Annotated in this window: 15 protein-coding genes and 1 riboswitch; of the genes, 5 read left to right on the forward strand and 10 right to left on the reverse strand. The window is 72.2% G+C overall.

The features are described from left to right. The first annotated feature begins 40 nt into the window (after window positions 1-40). On the forward strand, window positions 41-916 hold the full coding sequence (locus tag Q1K33_RS07770) for a hypothetical protein (protein WP_300402400.1): 876 nt from the start codon (window positions 41-43) through the stop codon (window positions 914-916). A gap of 19 nt (window positions 917-935) precedes the next feature. Here the strand turns inward: Q1K33_RS07770 and Q1K33_RS07775 are convergent, their stop codons facing one another. From Q1K33_RS07775 to Q1K33_RS07795, 5 genes are all read right to left on the reverse strand, one after another. Beyond that, entirely contained in the window at window positions 936-2,174 is a 1,239-nt protein-coding gene (locus tag Q1K33_RS07775; RefSeq protein ID WP_300402402.1) for a C40 family peptidase, read from the reverse strand. Between the two features lie 398 nt (window positions 2,175-2,572). Continuing rightward, complete coding sequence (locus Q1K33_RS07780; RefSeq protein WP_300402404.1) at window positions 2,573-3,649, reverse strand: phosphatase PAP2 family protein; 1,077 nt, start codon at window positions 3,647-3,649, stop codon at window positions 2,573-2,575. A 78-nt stretch (window positions 3,650-3,727) separates the two neighbouring features. Continuing rightward, entirely contained in the window at window positions 3,728-4,735 is a 1,008-nt protein-coding gene (locus Q1K33_RS07785) for an ABC transporter ATP-binding protein (protein ID WP_300402406.1), read from the reverse strand. Between the two features lie 34 nt (window positions 4,736-4,769). Beyond that, on the reverse strand, window positions 4,770-6,404 hold the full coding sequence (locus tag Q1K33_RS07790) for an ABC transporter permease subunit (RefSeq protein ID WP_300402408.1): 1,635 nt from the start codon (window positions 6,402-6,404) through the stop codon (window positions 4,770-4,772). Window positions 6,405-6,438: 34 nt separating this feature from the next. Then, window positions 6,439-7,554 carry a thiamine ABC transporter substrate-binding protein gene (locus Q1K33_RS07795; RefSeq protein WP_300402410.1) on the reverse strand — a complete coding sequence of 372 codons (1,116 nt, stop codon included), beginning with the start codon at window positions 7,552-7,554 and terminating at the stop codon, window positions 6,439-6,441. Further along, a riboswitch (TPP riboswitch) is annotated at window positions 7,544-7,663 on the reverse strand. It overlaps the preceding gene by 11 nt. 72 nt (window positions 7,664-7,735) lie before the next feature. Here Q1K33_RS07795 and Q1K33_RS07800 point away from each other — a divergent pair. Together Q1K33_RS07800 and Q1K33_RS07805 are read left to right on the forward strand one after the other, a co-directional pair. Further along, the gene (locus tag Q1K33_RS07800; RefSeq protein ID WP_300402412.1) at window positions 7,736-8,668 is read left to right on the forward strand and encodes an alpha/beta hydrolase; all 933 of its coding nucleotides are present in this window, start codon (window positions 7,736-7,738) and stop codon (window positions 8,666-8,668) included. Further along, window positions 8,665-9,108, forward strand: coding sequence for a GNAT family N-acetyltransferase (locus Q1K33_RS07805; protein WP_300402414.1), 444 nt, complete (start codon window positions 8,665-8,667; stop codon window positions 9,106-9,108). Before Q1K33_RS07800 ends, Q1K33_RS07805 begins: the two co-directional genes overlap by 4 nt. On the opposite strand, the gene Q1K33_RS07810 is transcribed toward Q1K33_RS07805, so the two are convergent. The 4 genes from Q1K33_RS07810 to Q1K33_RS07825 form a co-directional block, all read right to left on the reverse strand. Continuing rightward, window positions 9,093-10,184 (reverse strand): MBL fold metallo-hydrolase, encoded by a 1,092-nt coding sequence (locus Q1K33_RS07810; protein WP_300402416.1) that lies wholly within the window; start codon window positions 10,182-10,184, stop codon window positions 9,093-9,095. The two genes, Q1K33_RS07805 and Q1K33_RS07810, sit on opposite strands and share 16 nt — an antisense overlap. Before the next feature lie 10 nt (window positions 10,185-10,194). Next, entirely contained in the window at window positions 10,195-11,025 is an 831-nt protein-coding gene (locus Q1K33_RS07815; protein ID WP_300402418.1) for an SDR family oxidoreductase, read from the reverse strand. Further along, the gene (locus tag Q1K33_RS07820; RefSeq protein WP_300402420.1) at window positions 11,022-12,149 is read right to left on the reverse strand and encodes a diacylglycerol kinase; all 1,128 of its coding nucleotides are present in this window, start codon (window positions 12,147-12,149) and stop codon (window positions 11,022-11,024) included. Before Q1K33_RS07820 ends, Q1K33_RS07815 begins: the two co-directional genes overlap by 4 nt. A 73-nt stretch (window positions 12,150-12,222) precedes the next feature. After that, window positions 12,223-13,416 (reverse strand): NADH:flavin oxidoreductase, encoded by a 1,194-nt coding sequence (locus Q1K33_RS07825; RefSeq protein ID WP_300402421.1) that lies wholly within the window; start codon window positions 13,414-13,416, stop codon window positions 12,223-12,225. Window positions 13,417-13,477: 61 nt separating this feature from the next. Here Q1K33_RS07825 and Q1K33_RS07830 point away from each other — a divergent pair, with 61 nt between their 5' ends. Then, the gene (locus Q1K33_RS07830) at window positions 13,478-14,320 is read left to right on the forward strand and encodes a putative protein N(5)-glutamine methyltransferase (RefSeq protein WP_300402423.1); all 843 of its coding nucleotides are present in this window, start codon (window positions 13,478-13,480) and stop codon (window positions 14,318-14,320) included. 74 nt (window positions 14,321-14,394) lie between these two features. Here the strand turns inward: Q1K33_RS07830 and Q1K33_RS07835 are convergent, their stop codons facing one another. Further along, a complete protein-coding gene (locus Q1K33_RS07835; RefSeq protein WP_300402425.1) occupies window positions 14,395-15,291 on the reverse strand; it encodes a universal stress protein in 897 nt (298 codons plus the stop codon). Between the two features lie 176 nt (window positions 15,292-15,467). Here Q1K33_RS07835 and Q1K33_RS07840 point away from each other — a divergent pair, with 176 nt between their 5' ends. Continuing rightward, the gene (locus Q1K33_RS07840; RefSeq protein ID WP_300402427.1) at window positions 15,468-17,111 is read left to right on the forward strand and encodes a metallophosphoesterase; all 1,644 of its coding nucleotides are present in this window, start codon (window positions 15,468-15,470) and stop codon (window positions 17,109-17,111) included. Window positions 17,112-17,118 lie beyond the last annotated feature (7 nt).

Raw genomic sequence — 17,118 nt, forward strand, 5'->3', positions numbered from 1 at the left:
CCTCCCTCGGCGCGAGGATCGTGGTTGCTACCGTGCGCCGGTGACGAGCGACGGTCGGCTGCGCTACGGCTTCGCCATCGTGGGCGTCCAGAAGGCCGGCACCTCGACGCTGTCGCGAGCGATCACCGACCACCCGCAGGTGGCGCGGGCGCCTCGCAAGGAGGCGACGTTCTTCAACAGCCTCACCGTCGACTGGGACGATCCGCCGTACGACGACCACACCGTCGTCCGCACGCGGCCCGAGGAGATCACGGCCGGTGACGCCACGCCGGCGTACCTCTGGTGGCCGAACGCCCTCGAGCGAATGCGCGACTACAACCCCGACACCCGCGTGGTCGCGGTGCTCCGGGACCCGATCGAGCGCGCCTTCTCCCAGTGGCGGATGCAACGCGAACGCTCGGCACGCAAGGTCGCGCAGGGACGCGGGCCGCTCGCCGAGGACTGGCCCGTCGTGGTCGAGCGCCATCTCGACCTCCCGCTGCCGGTGGCCCCGTCGCCCGGCTTCAAGGGGTCCGCCTCGACCTTCTCCCGCGGCCTGTACGGCGAGCAGCTCGCCCGCGGCCTCTCCGTCTTCGACGTCGACCAGTGGCTGGTGCTGGAGTTCGGCGCGATGCTCGGCGACTTCCCCGGCACCCTCGACCGACTCACCGACCACCTCGGCCTGCGCCGCTTCGGGCAGGCTCCGCCGATGCACCACGAGCTGCCCGGCGCTCCCCAGGTCAGCGGCACCGCACCCACGGGTGCCGAGCTGACCCGGATCGCCGAACGGTTCCGCGCCGACCTCACCGTGCTGTCGCGACTCCCGGTCGCCGCCGGCCTCGACCTCGGCGCGTGGCCGACCCGGCAGCTCCTCGACGGCGACCTGGACCCCGACGACCTCGCTGCACGCTTCGCCCGTCGGGTCTCGAGCGCGTGAGGAGGAGCCGATCGAGTCGTCAGGGGCGAGCGTAGAACGACGGCGTGATCCAGTAGAACAGCGAGTCCTCCGAGACCGGCCTCCCGGTGCGGGGCGCGTGGATGATCCGGTCGCCGCCGACGTAGAGCGCCACGTGGTAGATCGACGACGGGTCGTCCGAGGACGCCCAGAACACGAGATCGCCGGGTCGGCGCTCACTCGCCGAGATCGGCGTCGACGCGTCGTACTGCGCGACCGAGTAGTGCGGCAGGCTCGTGCCTCCTGCTGCCCAGGCACGCATGGTCAGGCCCGAGCAGTCCCACTGGTCCGGACCCGCGGCCGCCCACACGTACGGCTCACCGAGCTGGGCGCGGGCGAACTTCACCGCGGCCGCGGCACCTGACGCGGGGGCCGGCACCGGGGCCGGGCCGGGAGCAGGAGCAGGGGTCGGCTCGGGGGCAGGCGCCGGACTCGTCGGGCTCGGCGGGGCGCTCGACTCCGACTCGTCGTCCGCCGGGGTCGGCGCCTCGCCGGACTCCTGGGCCGGCGCGCCGGACTCCGCAGCCTCCACTGCCTCCTGCTGCGCGCGAGCCTCCGCCTCCGCGCGCTCGGCCGCGCGACGCGCCAGCCCCTCGCGGCGGCGTACGGCGACGTCGACGCTCACGCCACGCAGGCGGGCGAGCTCGGCGACCAGGCTGCGGGTACGGGCCGCCATCTTCGCGGCCTCGTCCTCGGCGCGGGTGGCAGCGGCCTCGGCGCGGTCCCGCTTCACCGCCGCGTCGCTGCGCGCCTCCTGGGCCGTGACCCGGGCAGCGGCGGCGGCGTCACTGGCCTCCTCGGCCTCCTCGCGCACCAGCGTGAGCTCGTCGTAGCGAGCGTCGAGGGTGCTCCCCACGATGCGGTAGGCGGTGGTGCGCTCCAGCATCTGGCCGAGGTCCTCGGAGGCCATGATCGACGACAGCGCCTCGAGGTCGCGGTTGGTCCCCAGCGAGCCGCGGACCACCTCGGCGTACGACGTGCGCACCCGCTCCACGCGGGCCGACGCCGCACGCTCGGCCCGACGGGCGAGCGCGGCCTCGGCACGAGCCTGCTGGGCGACGTAGCGAGCACCGTTGTACTCCTCGGCCGCCCGTGCGGCCGAGATGGCCGTCCGGTCGACCACGACCTGGGCCGCGGCGAGGTCGGCACGGACCTGGACGACGTCGCGCTCGCCCGCCTCGGCTGCCTCGCCTGCAGCGCGAACCTCGCTCCGGCTCGGCACGTCGGGGTCGTCGGCCATCGCCGGACGGGGGGCCGCGACGACCGCGGTCGCCACCATCAGCGTGGCGAGCAGAGCAGGGGCGTGGGGGGACCTTCGGGACTTTCGGGACCTTCGGAGGGCGCGCAACGTGACTCCCGAGCACAGGGGTGGGCAGGGCGATGCCGGCGAGGGAGGAGTCCCAACTGACCCAGCAGTCACTCAAGGAATCAGAAGTTCACAATAATCACAAGTGTTACGGCGTGTCGCCTTGACGAACTACACCATTGTTATTCGAGGCGGAGGTGGAGCGGCATCGTGGACTCGGCCGTGCCGGCATGACGAGGCTCGTGTCACGAAGCTCCCTGACAGGAGTGGGTGCTTCCCCGCTTCGGCGGAGAAGCTGTCGGACTCGATGAGCCGACCCGGCGGAACGACCGTCAGTCGACGCTGACCGGCACGTTGGACGACGTCGTCGTCGGATGCGACTGGAGACTGTGTCGATTGAACTTCTGCCCGGTGGCGATGCCACCCAGGTAGAAGGAGACGAACGCGATCATGATGCCGGCGATGTCGTCGGCGAGGTAGTGCCAACCGAAGTAGATCGTCGCCACGACCGTGAGCGCGAAGTTGACCCAGAAGACGACCTTGAGCAGCTGGTTGCGCAGGGTGAACTGCACCATCAGGGCGACCAGCAGGGTGATCCCGCAGTGCAGGCTGGCGAAGCCCGCGACCGAGTTGACGATGCCCTCCACGCTGCTGCCGTCGTAGTCGCCGTGCAGCACCTTGTTGCGGCTGCGACTCAGTCCCTCGATCAGGTCGGTCGTGGGGGTGTGTGCGAGCGCCGTGTAGCCGGGGGCGAAGTGGAAGACCGGGCCGAGGGTCGGCAGCGCGTAGTAGGACGCGGTGCCCAGTGACCAGGCGAGACACTGCGAGGTCGCGAACCAGTAGCCGTAGGAGATGTTGCGCGACCACACCAACCAAGCGGTGAGCGCGAGAGGCACCAGCGGCAGGAACCACAGGTAGATGTAGGACAGCCCGTGCGCGGACAGGTCGGTGCCGAGCAGGTTGTGCAGCACCGGTCCGGGCTGGTTGCCGAAGAACAGCACCCGGTCGATGGTGTTGAGCTCGCGGTCGAACATGTCGTTGGGGTTGTTGAACGAGCGCACGAACGGCAGCGCCGACTTGAGGTTGCGATAGCTCACGTAGGTCACGTAGAAGCACACGACACCCAGGGCCACCAGGGTCATCCGCTCCGGCGTCCAGTGGGTGCGGAGTCGCTCGCGCACCAGCGGGATGATCGCCGTGGGACGCAGCCGCGAGCGCCACAACGTCAGCGGAATCAGGTCCAGCAGGACCGCGCCCATCAGCAGCAGCGGCAGCCGGGCCCACGAGGGTCCGAGGAACTTGCCCTCGGGGTCGAGCAGGGGCCGGTCGTACTTCAGGGAGACGACCAGCGCCAGCGTCCCCATGACGACGGCGACGCCGACGAGGGTGACGTAGGCACGGCGATACACCCAGTCAGTCTAGGAGATAGCTGTGCCCAGGGCGATTCTGACGTTTTCCTGACGTTCACCTGCGCGTCGGAGGCGCGCTCAGGAGCGGCCCAGCACGGCCAACCGGGACGCGTCGACGCCGAGGGAGACCTGCTCCCCCACGGCCGTGCGGGCGGCCGGCGAGGCGAGTGCGTCGACCTCGCCGATGCCGGGTACGGCGACCACGACCCGGATCGCGTCGGGCGTCGCGCGCACCGTGCGCACCGTCCCGCCGAGGTCGGACCTCGGCCCCCCGCCCGCAGGCCCCTCGGAATCGACGGTGAGCGCCGAACGGCGCAACGCGACGGCCCCACCGTCCAGCCCGACGACCGCCAGCACCCGGGCTGCTGCCGCACCCTCGAGCACCCGCGCGTAGCCGAGGAACAGCGCCGTCTGCGCATCCACGGGCCGAGCCCACACGTCGGCGATGTCGCCCTGCTGGACGATGCGCCCGTCGCGCATCACGACCAGCCGGTCCGCCAGCGCGAAGGCCTCCTCCTGGTCGTGGGTGACCACGAGCGTCGTCGTGCCGGCCTCGCGCAGGATGTCGTGGAGGTCGCCGGCCAGACGCTCGCGCAGCCCGGCGTCCAACGCCGAGAGGGGCTCGTCGAGGAGCAGCAGCCGCGGCTCGGCCGCCAAGGACCGCGCGAGCGCGACACGCTGCCGCTCCCCGCCCGACAGCGTGCCGGGCAGCCGGGCGCCGTACCCCTCCAGGCCCACGAGGGCGAGCAGCCGCTCGACCCGCTGGGCCACGTCCGGCACCCGGCGCAGACGCAGGGCGTAGCCGACGTTGCGGGCGACGGTGAGGTGGGTGAAGAGCTGGCCGTCCTGGAACATCAGCGCGAACCCCCGCTTGTGGGTGGGTACGCCGGCCAGGTCCGCGCCGTCCCAGCCGATCCGACCGCTGACGGGCCGCTCCAGGCCGGCCACCGCGCGAAGCAGGGTGGACTTGCCGCACCCGGAGGGGCCCAGCACCGCGACGACCGAGCCGTCGGGCACCTCGAGGCTGGCCCCGAGCACGGCCGGGGTGCCGTCGTAGGAGATCGAGACGTCCTCCAGGCTCAGCATCCGCCCATCCTCCTCGTCGCGGTGGTCACCGGCGTCACCAGGAACCCATCGCCGGCACGCGCAACCGCTCGACGGCGAGGATCACCAGCGCCGTGGTCGCCGCGAGCACCACCGAGGCGGCCAGTGCCATCCCGTAGTTGCCCTCCCCCGGTCGGCCGATGAGCCGGAAGATGACCACCGGGACGGTCGGGTGGTCGGCGCGGGACAGGAACGACGTCGCACCGAACTCCCCCAGCGAGACCGCGAACGCGAAGCCGGCGGCCGCGACCACCGGCCTCAGCACGATCGGTACGTCGACGGTCATCGCCGTGCGCAGCGCACCGGCACCCAGCGAGGCGGCTGCCTGCCGCTGCCGGTCGTCGATCCCGGCGAGCACCGGGACCAGGGTGCGCACGACCAGGGGCAGGGCGACGAGAGCCTGGGCGACCGGGACCAGCAACGGCCAGGTGCGCAGGTCGAGGGGCTCGCGACCCAGCGTCACCAGGAACCCGAAGCCGAGCGTCACGGCCGAGACCCCCAGGGGCAGCATGAAGAAGCCGTCGAGCACGCTGCGCACCCGTCGCTCCGTGGCCGAGCGCGAGCGCCTGGTCAGCACGACCGAGACGAGGAGCCCGAGCAGCAGCGCGATCCACGTGGCGTCGAGCGCCGTCTGCAGCGAGTTGCGCAGCGCCGTGGTGACCGGCACGACGAGGACGCCGTCACCCCCGGTGGTGGCGAGGTTGCGGTAGTGGCCCAGGCTCCACCGGTCCTCGACGCGCAGCGACTCCGCCACGAGGGCGGCGATGGGCGCCGCGAGCAGGGCCAGCAGCACGCCGGTGGCGATCAGCTGCGGCGCGTCCGAGCGGCGCGGTCGCAGGGGCCGCGGTGTCGCACGCTGCACCGTCGGGTCGGGGACGCGTCGTACGCGCGCGGAGACCGCGAGGAGCGCGACCACCGCGAGCAGCTGGACGATCGAGAGCGCGGCGGCTCCCGGAAGGTCGTAGAGCACCGTGGTGAGCAGGTAGATCTCGGTCTCGACCGAGGCGTAGCGCACGCCGCCGATCGTCAGGACGACCCCGAACGCCGTCGCGCAGAAGAGGAAGACCACGCTCGCCGAGGACACGATCGCCGGACGCAGCGACGGCAGCGTGATGCTGGTGAAGACCTGCCGCGGCGTGGCGCCGAGGGCGGCGGCCGCCTCGCCCGGTCGCCGGTCGAGGCTCTCCCAGGCCGCCCCGACCGAGCGGATCACCACGGCGACGTTGAAGAAGACCAGCCCGGCGAGGATCGCCCACGGCGTCCCGTCGATGCCGAGGAAGCCCAGCGGGCCCCCCTCGCGGAGCAGCTGGCGAAAGGCCACGCCGACGACGACCGTGGGCAGCACGAAGGGCACCAGCAGGGCGGATCGGACCACCCCGCGCAGCGGGAAGTCCAAGCGGTGCAGTGCGTAGGCCGCCGGCAGTCCCAGCACCACCGCCACGACCGTGGCGACGGTCGAGGTCCAGACGGTGAACCAGATGACCCGCCCCACCCGCGGCCGCGACAGCACGTCGTACAGCGCCGCCGGGTCGAAGGAGCCGTCCGGCCACAGACCGCGACCGAGCATCCCGACGACCGGGAGGACGAAGAAGACGGTCAGGACGCCCAGCGGCAGGGTGGCCAGCGCGACCAGACCGGCGGCGCGCTTCACCGCGACGACCCGGCTGGTCCTGCTGGCGCCGCGATCAGCGGCTGATGATGTCGGTCCACTCGATCAGCCAGTCCTCACGGTTGGCCTCGATCTCGGCCGGGTCGACCTCGTAGGACTCACTCGGTCGAGCGGCGAACGTCGCCCAGTCGCTGGGCAGCTCGGTGTCGTCGGCCACCGGGAAGACGTACATCGACTCGGGCAGCGCGGCCTGCACGTCCGGGCCCACCATGAAGTCGAGCAACGCCTGCGCACCGTCGGGGTTGTCAGCGCCGTCGAGGGCCGCGGCGTACTCGACCTGCTGGTAGCAGGTGTCGAGCAGCGCGCTGGTCGTCGTGCCACCCTCGCCGTCGACGGTGAAGGCCGGCGAGGAGTCGTAGGAGACGACGATCGGCCTGTCCCCGTCGCCGCCGCCCTGGGTGAACTCGCTCTGGTAGGCCTCCGACCAACCGGCGACGATCTCGGTGTCGTTGGCGAGCAGGTCCTCCCAGTACGACGGCCACTCGTCGCCGTACTCGGCGATGGTGGAGAGCAGGAAGGCCAGCCCCGGCGAGCTGCTGGCGGCGCTGGGCACCACGAAGAGCCCCTCGTAGGCCGGGTCCGTCAGGTCGTCCAGGGTGACGGGGGGCTCGATCTCCTGCTTCGCGAACCAGACGTCGTCGACGTTGACGCACACGTTGCCGTTGTCGACCGGCACGAGGTCGCCCTCGTCGTCACCGGGCAGGGCGTACGTCGCGACACCGGGCGGCAGGTCGCCGGCGTACGACGTCAGCGCGTCGGCACCGAGCACGCGTGAGGCGAAGGTGTTGTCGACCCCGAAGACCACGTCGCCCGAGGGCTTGCCCGCCTGCTCGGAGACGAGGTTGACCAGGTTGCCCACACCGTCGGTGGGACGGACGTCGAGCTGGTAGCCGGACTCCTCCTCGAACGCCGCGACGACCTCGTCGGGCAGGAAGAAGTCGTTGTGCGTGAGGAGCACGACGGTGTCGCTCTCCCCCGAGCCGCCCTGGCCGGTGTCGTCGTCGCCACCGACGAGGGAGCACGACGTCGCCGCGAGAGCGAGGGCGCCGAGGGCCGCTGCGGCCACGGTCGTGCGCGCAGCGCGAGCGGGGCTGGCGGAGCTGGTGGTGCGAGTGGCGCGACGTGACGTCACGATGACTCCCTTCGCCGGTGCTAACCGGGGCAGGTTCGGAGGGTCTGCGGATCACGCCGCACTCTCAGCACGCGCGCCTCTCGGCCTCCGTGCTCCCCTGTCTGGTGGCGCCCAGCCTACGCACCGGCCGAGCACCGGACTCGGCGGGTCTCGTCGGTGGGGCTCGTGGCAGGCTCGGACCGTGCCCAGCCTCCGCCACCAGACCCTCGCCCGCGTCGTCCCACGCCTGCGCGGCGTCGCGCCGCTCGAGTCGGCGCGTGCGGAGCGCGCCAAGGTCCTCGAGATGCAGGCTGCTGCCGACCCTGCCCTGCCGACCGGCGCGGTCAGACAGTTCGAGCGCGACTACGCGGTGACCACGACGGCGGCCCCCTTCCCCATCCATGTGATCCGCCCGCGCGGACGCCGTCCGAAGACGACGGTGTACTACCTGCACGGCGGCGCGTACGTCGCTCCCGCCGACCCGCTGCACGTCCGCTACGCGGTGCGGCTGGCCACCGAGCTGGATGCCGAGGTCGTGCTCCCCGACTACCCCCTTGCACCCCGCCACGACTGGCGGGCCAGCCACCACCTGATGCTGCACGACCTCGCCGAGCGCTGCGCGACCCAGGACCGTGTGGTCATCGTCGGCGACTCCGCCGGAGGCGGGCTGGCCCTGGCGCTCGCCCAGTCCCTGCGCGACCAGGGCGGCGCGACCGCCGGCACGGTGAGCCACCTGCTGCTGCTGTCACCGTGGGTCGACCTGACCACCAGCACCCCGGCGACGTACGACCTCGACGACCGCGATCCCTGGCTCTCGATCGACAAGCTGGAGCTGTACGCCGAGTGGTGGGCCGGTACGCCGTCCGACCTCGGGCGCCCCGAGGTGTCCCCCGCCCTGGGCGACCTCGCCGGGTTGCCGCCCACGCTGATGCTCTGCGGCACCCGTGACCTCCTCGTGCCGGGGTGCCGGCTGCTCGCCGACCGCGCAGCGGCTCTCCCGCAGAGCCCCGACGACCCGGCCGACGGGTGGGAGCTGACCTACCTCGAGGCGCCCGACCTGATCCACGTCTTCGCGCTGATGCCGATCCCCGAGGCCCAGACGGCGTGGCGCCACACGACGGAGTTCCTGCGATGAGCACCGACTGCGTGACCCTGGCGTTCCCCGACCTCGACGCCGAGCAGGTCTACGCGATCGCCCGGCTGCGCCAGGACGCGTTCGTCGTGGAGCAGGAGTGTCCCTATCCCGATCTCGACGGCCGCGACCTCGAGCCGGGCACCGGCCACGTGCTCCTGCGTGAGGGTGGCGACCTGATCGGCTACGCCCGCGTCCTGGACGACGGTCCCCGTTGGCGCATCGGCCGCGTCGTGCTGGCGCGCAGTGCCCGCGGGCGCGGGCTGGCCGACGTCGTCATGCGCGCCGCTCTCGAGGGCGCCGCGGGTCGCGACGTAGTGCTCGACGCCCAGGCCCCGTTGGCCCCGTGGTACGGGACCCACGGGTTCGAGGTCTCCGGCCCGGAGTTCCTCGAGGACGGCATCGCGCACCTGCCGATGCGGCGTCCTCACACGGCGGAGTAGGCGACCCCGTCGGGCGAGCTCTGCGGGTCGCTGCACGTCGCCTGGCCGCGCGCGACGAGCAGGTCGAGGTGCGCCTTGGTCTCCATCGCGGCCATGCCCTGGCTGAAGACGTCGAGGGTGTCGAAGGCGTGCAGGTGGCGCGTCCACCCCAGCGCTCCGGCCACGTCGTACCCCGTCGCGGTCCGCCCGGAGCCGGCCGCCGGCAGTGCCGCGAGGCTGGCCGTCAGCCGCTCCTCGTGGAAGTCGAGCAGCGCATCGACGCGGGCGTACGACGAGGGCGCCACCGGGCCGTGGGCCGGCAGGATCCGCAGGTCGGGCAGCGACCTGACCTTGGCGAGCGAGGCCATGAAGTCGCCCAGGGGCTGGTCGGTGGGCGGCACCGTGAACCCGATGGACGGGGTGATCGTCGGCAGCACGTGGTCACCGGCGAAGAGCAGTCCGGCCGTGCGGTCGGCGAAGACGAAGTGGCCGGGGGTGTGGCCGGGCGTGTGGACCGCGTCGACCGTCCGGGCGCCGACGGCGATCTCGTGGTCGCCGTCGAGCCAGCTCGTGGGGTACTGCCACAGCTCCGCGTCAGGGCCTTCGTCGTCCCCCTCGAGCCGCTCCCACTTCTCGGCGACCGCGTGAGCCCCGGCCGAGCGCAGCACCGCGTGGAAGGGGTTCTCGGTGAGCGCGTCGGTGTTGTTGAGGAGATCGAGTGCGGGCTTGTCCCCGAGCCCCAGAGCCACGTCGATGCCGAGCTCGCGTCCGAGCACCGTCGCCATCGTGAAGTGGTCGCGGTGCACGTGGGTGACCAGGAACCGGTTGATGTCGGCGAACCCGGCACCGATGTCCTTCAGGCAGCGCTCGAGCAGGTCGCGGGCGACCGGGATCGCCCAGCCGCCGTCGACCAGGGTCAGTCCGGAGTCGGTCTCGATGACGTAGACGTTGATCGCCTTGAGCCCGTCCATCGGCAGTGGCAGCGGGATCCGGTGGATGCCGGTGTCGACCTGCCAGGCCCCCTCGGCGGTCCAGTGCTCGCCCGAGTCGGGCGAGACGGCGAATGCGGTGGGGGTGCCGGGATCGGGTGTCGTCACTCCCGCGACCTTACGACGTCGCGTCGGGCGCGCTGATGTCGGGGAATCCCAGGTCCAGGGTCGGCTGCTGGATCCCACCGTCGACCTCGAGCAGCTTGCCGGTCACGTACTGGCCCGCCTTCGACGCCAGGTAGAGCACGGCGGCCGCGATGTCCTCCGGCTCGCCGACCCGGCCCAGCGGGGTCTTGGTCTCGAGCTGGTCCATCATCTCGGGCTGGCCCGCGACGTACTCCAGGGCACTGGTCATGATCGAGCCGACGTAGATGCCGTTGACGCGGATGCTGGGTGCCAGGTCCTGCGCGGCCATCTTGGTCCAGTGCGCCAGCGCCGCCTTGGCCGTGCCGTAGGCGATGAACCCCCGGTCGGCGGTGCGCCCCATCATCGAGCTGATCGTGACGATCGACTGCTGCGCTCCCCCGTCGAGGGCGGGCGACTTCAGCATCAGCGGCACCGCAGCCACCGACAGCGCGTGCGCGGTGGTGACGTTGAAGCTGAAGGCCTCGTTGAGGAAGTCGTTGGTGGTCTTGAGGAACTCGGTCGGGAAGGTCCCGCCGACGTTGTTGACCACCGTGTCGAGGCGACCGAACTCGTCGTACGCCGCCTGGGCGAGGCCGGCGACCGCGTCGAGGTCGGAGAGGTCGGCCGGCACGACGAGGCAGCGGCGCCCGGTCGCACGGACCGCGTCGGCCACGCGGTCGAGCTGCTTCTGGGTGCGCGCCGAGATGAGGACGTCCGCGCCCGCCTCGGCGAGCGCGATCGCCGTACCGGCACCCAGTCCGCGGCCGGCGCCGGTGACGATCGCGACCTGGTCGGTGACGGCGAAGCGGTCGAGGATGCTCACCTGTTGCCTCCCGCCACACCGGCACCGCCCGCGACCAGGCCCCGCCCGGTCACGAGGGGCAGGTCGAGCGCGGTCACGATGCCCGGAGGGGCCGCAACTACGGCGGGAGCGGCGTTGATGATCCGCTGGGCGGTGGTGATCATCCCGCTGACGTTGTGGTCGCCGTGCTCGCCGTGGTGGGTGAAGTCGACCTGCATCATCGGCTCGCCGGTGATCTTGACCCGGTAGCACCCGTCGGTGCCTGCCGGCGGGGTCTCCCACTCCGGCTGGGTGGCGGCGTCGGTGCGGGTGACGTGCTCGAGGACGACCCGCGGCACGCCGTCGACCTTGCCGATCAGCTGGAACCTCACCGCGCCCATCGTGCCGGCCGGGACGTCGCCGGAGACCGAGGGCGTGTCCTTCTCGGCCGCGCGTCGGTCGACGTTCTCGGTGAGGGGTTCGTCCAGGACGACGTCGAGGCCGGCAGCGATCTGTCGTACGACGCTCCCCCACGCCATCGTGAGGATGCCGGGGTGCCAGAGCATGCCGAGCTCGTCCATCGGCTTGCCGAAGCCGAACAGCTCGCCCATCACCACCGGCTGGTAGTAGGTCGAGTAGTCGCAGATCTCCATGACGCGCACCTCGTCGATGCGCTGGCTGAGGCTCGTCATCACGAGCGGCAGCACGTCGTTGGCGAAGCCCGGGTCGATCCCGTTGACGTGCAGGCTCGCGCCCCCGTCGGCGCAGGCCGTCTCGATCCGCTCGATGAACTCCGGCGGCAGGATCTTGTCCGGCCACTGGAGCAGCACCGGTCCGCTGGAGGTGACGTTGATGCCGGCCTCCACGAAGGAGATCAGGTCCTCGATGCACTCGAAGACCCGGTCGTCGGCCATCGCGGTGTGCACGATGACGTCGGGCTTCAGCGCGATCAGCGCGTCCCGGTCGGTCGTCGCCGCCACCCCCAGCTCGCGGCCCATCTCGGCCAGGATCCCGGCGTCCTTGCCGTCCTTGTCCGGGTTGGACACCCAGACCCCGACGAGCTCGAGGTCGGGATGGGCGTCGATGCCCGCGATGGCGTGACGGCCGATGGTGCCGGTCGACCAGACGACGGCGCGGAGGGGCTGGTCCGGGATCACTTGAGACATGCGCCACAGACTAGAACAGGTTCTAGTTCTGCGGTAGGTGCGGGCCCACTGCCAGGGACGCCGCGCGGACCCGTCAGGCGGGGACCTCGGGGCAGTACGTGCCGTCGGGGGCGTAGATCGTGGGCATGCAGCGGTTGCAGTGGATGCAGACGCCCGACGGCGACGGGCCGTCGGACCCGCGCTGCGCGGCGAGCCGGTCGACGAGGCCGGGCTCGCGCAGCAGTGCGCGGCCCATCGCCACGAGCTCGAAGCCGTCGGTCATGGCCCGCTCCATGGTGTCGAGCCGGTTGATGCCGCCGAGCAGCATCAGCGGCATCGACAGCCGCTCGCGGAAGCGGAGCGCCTTCTCCCGGAAGTAGGCCTCCTCGAAGGGATAGGTCTTCATGAAGGAGCGTCCCACCGGCGTCTTCATGCCGAGCCGTACGGCGAGGGGCATGGCCGCCGCGAACTCGTCGACGGGCGCGTCCCCACGGAAGAGGTACATCGGGTTCATCAACGAGCTGCCACCCGACAGCTGCAGGGCGTCGAGGTGCCCGTCGGACTCCAGCAGACCCGCGAGCTCGAGCCCGACCGACGTGGTGACCCCACCCTTGAATCCGTCACTGAGGCTCACCTTGGCGGTCACCGCGGCCTCGTCGCCGACCTCCTCGCGCACCGCGCGGGCGACCTGCCGAGCGAGCCGGGCCCGGTTCTCGAGCGGGCCGCCCCACCGGTCGCGGCGCTTGTTGAGACCGGGCGCGAGGAAGGAGGAGATCAGGTAGCTGTGGGCCATGTGCAGCTCGAGCACGTCGAACCCGGCGTCCACCAGGATCCGCGCCGACGACACGTACGCGCGCGTGATCCGAGTGAGGTCGCGCTCGGTGGCCGCGCCGATCATCTGCAGCGACAAGGGACTCGGCATCCGGCTCGACGACAGGGCGCGGACCCCGTTCGAGCGACCGTTGGCGACCGGGCCCGCGTGACCGACCTGGCCGGCGATCTTGGCCCCCGTCTCGTGCACGGCGTCGGCCAGCCGTGTCAGTCCCGAAGCCGTCTCGGGTCCGACCACGATCACCTCGGCGTGCGTCCGACCCTCCGGGGCGACGGCGAGATAGGCCACCGTGGTGAGTCCGACGCCACCTCGCGCCGGAGCGAGGTGGTAGTCGATCAGCTCGTCGGTGACCTGCCCGTGCGGCGTCCGGCCCTCGAAGGTCGCCGCCTTGACCGTCCGATTGCGCAGCCGGACCGGGCCGAGGACGGTGGGGGCGAAGACGTCGGGAGCGCTCACCGAGAAACTGTAACGCGTTCTAGTTCGACCGTGCCCGACGCCGAAGCACGAGGATGGCCCCGTGCCCGACCCGCCGCCCGACCCGTCGGCCGACCAGCCGGCCGACCAGCTGCCCGACCTGACCGCTCGCCTCCGAGCGGCCGGCTCGGTCTTCGCCGAGGACGAGGCCGCCCTGCTCCTCGACGCCGCCTCCCCGGATCACGAGACCGCCCAGACCGCCGAGACCGCCGAGGCCCTCGAGACCCTGGTCGTACGGCGTCTCGGCGGCGAGCCCCTGGAGCAGGTCCTCGGCTGGGTCGACTTCGCAGGGGTGCGCGTCCGTCTGCTGCCGGGTGTCTTCGTGCCCCGGCAACGCACCGCCCTGCTCGTCGAGCTCGCCGCGGCGGTGCTGGCCCCTGCCGACATCGTGGTCGACCTGTGCTGCGGAAGCGGAGCCCTGCTCGCGGCCGTCCTCCGACGACACCCCACCGCGACCGGTCACGCCGCCGACCTGGACCCCGCGGCGGTCGCGTGCGCCCGGCTCAACCTCTCGCCGGACCGCGTCCACCAGGGCGACCTGTACGCCGCCCTGCCGGACCACCTGCGCGGGCGGATCGACGTGCTGGTGGTGAACGCGCCCTACGTCCCCACCGCCGCGATCGCACAGCTGCCGCCGGAGGCCCGCGACCACGAGCCCCACCTGGCCCTGGACGGCGGGGCCGACGGCCTGGACCTGCACCGCCGGGTGGCCCGCGGGGCGTGCGAGTGGTTGGCGCGCGACGGGATGCTGCTGATCGAGGTCTCCGTCGGCCAGCTGGCCGCGGCGATGGCGATGCTGACGCGGGCCGGACTCACGCCGGAGGTCGTCGAGGACGAGGAGCGCGGAGCGCTCGCCGTGCGGGCCCGGCCCCGCACGATCGACTGACTCCCCGTCCTGCCGGCACGCGCGATCGACCGGCTGGATCGTCCGGCCCGACCGACCCGGACGGGCGGCGACTTCTAGGCGCCCCGGACCAGCCGCAGCCGACGACGCGAGGCGAGCACCTGCGTGGGCTGGGAGTCGGCGACGACCAGCACCGGGCAGGCCGCCTCGTAGAGGGCCGCGCGCGTCGCGGGCGAGAGCGCGCGGGCGTCGTCCGCGTCGGCACGGCGCGCGGTCACGATGAGCTCGCTGCCACGCGAGACCTCCACCAGCACCTCCGCGGCACGCCGCGGGGAGAGGACCTGGTCGGCGACGCCGTCGACCGGCTCGGCCTCGCCGTCCACGTGCCACCAGGAGTGCACGAAGCGCAGCCGCGCATCCAGCGACTCGCTGGCGGCCATCGCCGCACCGATCACGACACGCGAGTGCGACGGGTCGTCGATCGACGCCACCACGACGGGGGGACGGGCCTCCTGCGGCGCGTGCGCGCCGCGACGCCCGGTCCAGGCATCGGCCCGGTCCGCCTCGGGGCCACGCCACACGGCGGGGACGGTGACGACGGGAGCCGTGGCGCGGGCGGCCAGTCCCCGGGTGACCGACGGCGCCGGGTCGTGCTCGAGCACCACGAGGGCGGGACGCTCGATCACGACCAGACGAGCAGACGAGCTCGCGCCGAGGAGTGCCTCCACGACGGGTCCGTGCGCGATCGCAGACGTGACCTCGACTGCCCCGACGGAGTGCTCGCGGGCGCAGCGGGTGGCGATCTGCAACCGGTAGGCACCGACCGTCTCGAGCCGTGACTGCTCCTCGGCGGGGACGTCGCCGAGCGCCGGGACGACGTGGACCAGGTGCAGGCCCACTCCGGCTCGCGACGCCTCCGTGGCGGCGTACGTCAAAGCGGCCTCGGGCACGCCGCTGGTGCCCACCGCGACGAGCACGTGCCCGTCGGGTCGTTGGTCTGCTTGGTCAGTCATCACGCGGTAGCTCCCTCCGTCCCGATCCTACTGGCCCCCGCTGTCTCAACGCGGCAGGCGCTCGAAGGTCACTCCGGGGGCGCGGATCCCTTAGGATCGGTGCTGGACATGGGGTCGTCCGGCTGATCTTCGGATCCGCGCATCGCGGCTCTCCGGCGACGAGGAAGGGACGACACGTGTCACCCCGTCATCTCGCCCGCACCCCGGCGGTCGTGGTCGCCCTGCTCGGCGCCCTCGTGCTGCCGGTCGCGTGCACAGGAGACGTCGCCTCCGACGGGGCCGGCACCGACACCTCGGCGAGCAGCCCGGAAGCGGCCGCAGCCGACGCGGCGACCTCCAGCACCTGGCTCGACGGGGGCGCCGACACCGACGCGCCCGTCACCTCGACGTCGCTCATCCGTGGACGCATCGACTTCGCCGAGCCTACCGACGAGCTACGCATCGGCCTCAGCCACGCCCGGATGGTCTCGATCCCGCGCCAGTGCGTGTCCAGCACCGTGACCCGCACGATGTCGTCCCTCGAGGACGCCGACCTGGTCTGCCTGCTCGAGCCCGGCACGGACCGGGTCGCCTTCACCGTGATCGCCCTGGGCTCCAGCGGTGACGCGATCCAGGCCGAGGTGCGCACCCGTCGCGGTGTCGACGTCGCCACCAGCAGCCTGCCGACACGCACGATCTCGGGGGGCCAGCCCCGGCTGAGCCCCGACCTGCGGCTCGTCTCGAGCCCCGACTTCCTCAACGGCGACATCGGCGACCTGCGCGACGGACCGGGCTTCTGGAAGAAGATGCCGCGCGAGGAGCGCACGACCAACTCGATCAACCGCGACTACCGCGTCGCGCTCGATCGCATCCTCGACGACTGGGAGGCGCTGGAGCCCGCCGGGGTGCTGATCGCAGGTGACCTGGTCGATGGTCGCTGGGGGTACGACGAGCAGGACTCCGGCAACTTCGGCCCCGTCGACACCCGGGCCGAGCAGCGTCTGGCCCTGCGTCGGGCGGCCCGCACCTATTACCCGCAGTGGTCCGAGCGCTTCGCCGACCACGGTCTCGCGGTCTTCCCGGCCATGGGCGACCACGAGTACGGCGACAACCCGTGGCCGCGGCGCAAGCGGGCGCTGGCCAAGGACTTCGACGCGGAGTGGGCGCGCGAGTTCACCACCGACTCCACGGGCGCGCCGCTCTTCGCCGACCGTCCCCAGGGACCCGCACGGCTGACGGCGTACGCCGGGCGTCCCAGCCGCGACGTGCAGGTCGTGACCCTCGACGTCTTCGACATCACCCGGGAGCGGGCCACGATCAAGGTCGACAAGCAACAGCTGTCGTGGTTGCGCGGCGTGCTCCGCAAGGCGCAGCGCGACGACGTGCAGTGGACGATCGTGCAGGCCCACGTGCCGATCCTGGGCCCGGTCCGCACCCGCGCCTCGAGCGGGCTGAGCTATCCGCGGGGCACCTCGTCGCGACTGTGGAAGGTCTTCAAGCGCTTCGGCGTCGACCTCTACCTGACCGGAGAGGTCCACGACACCACGGCTCGCGAGGCCGACGGGATCGTGCAGATCTCGCACGGCGGGATCTTCCACGTCGGGCTGACGACGGCCCTGCTGCTCGACTTCTACGACGACCGCCTCTACGTGACCCTGCGCGACTACCACGTGGAGCGCTCGCTGTCCGAGGACGACGAGCGGCTGTGGGAGACGCGCCGCGACGGCCTGCCCAGTCGGATCGAGGTGGTCGGCGAGCCCTCGACGATCGGCACGGCGACCATCGTCGACGGCGAGCTGAGCGGCGAGAGCGGCATCCTCGTGCCGCCGAGCGACGACTGAGCCTGGA

The sequence above is a fragment of the Nocardioides sp. genome (assembly GCF_029937575.1).
Taxonomy (GTDB): domain Bacteria; phylum Actinomycetota; class Actinomycetes; order Propionibacteriales; family Nocardioidaceae; genus Nocardioides.

Coding starts and splice junctions, on each gene's coding strand:
- Q1K33_RS07775 (WP_300402402.1), bottom strand. CDS start 2,174: ATGGCCGACGACCCCGACGTGCCGAGCCGGAGCGAGGTTCGCGCTGCA.
- Q1K33_RS07820 (WP_300402420.1), bottom strand. CDS start 12,149: ATGTCTCAAGTGATCCCGGACCAGCCCCTCCGCGCCGTCGTCTGGTCG.
- Q1K33_RS07805 (WP_300402414.1), top strand. CDS start 8,665: ATGAGCACCGACTGCGTGACCCTGGCGTTCCCCGACCTCGACGCCGAG.
- Q1K33_RS07835 (WP_300402425.1), bottom strand. CDS start 15,291: ATGACTGACCAAGCAGACCAACGACCCGACGGGCACGTGCTCGTCGCG.
- Q1K33_RS07785 (WP_300402406.1), bottom strand. CDS start 4,735: ATGCTGAGCCTGGAGGACGTCTCGATCTCCTACGACGGCACCCCGGCC.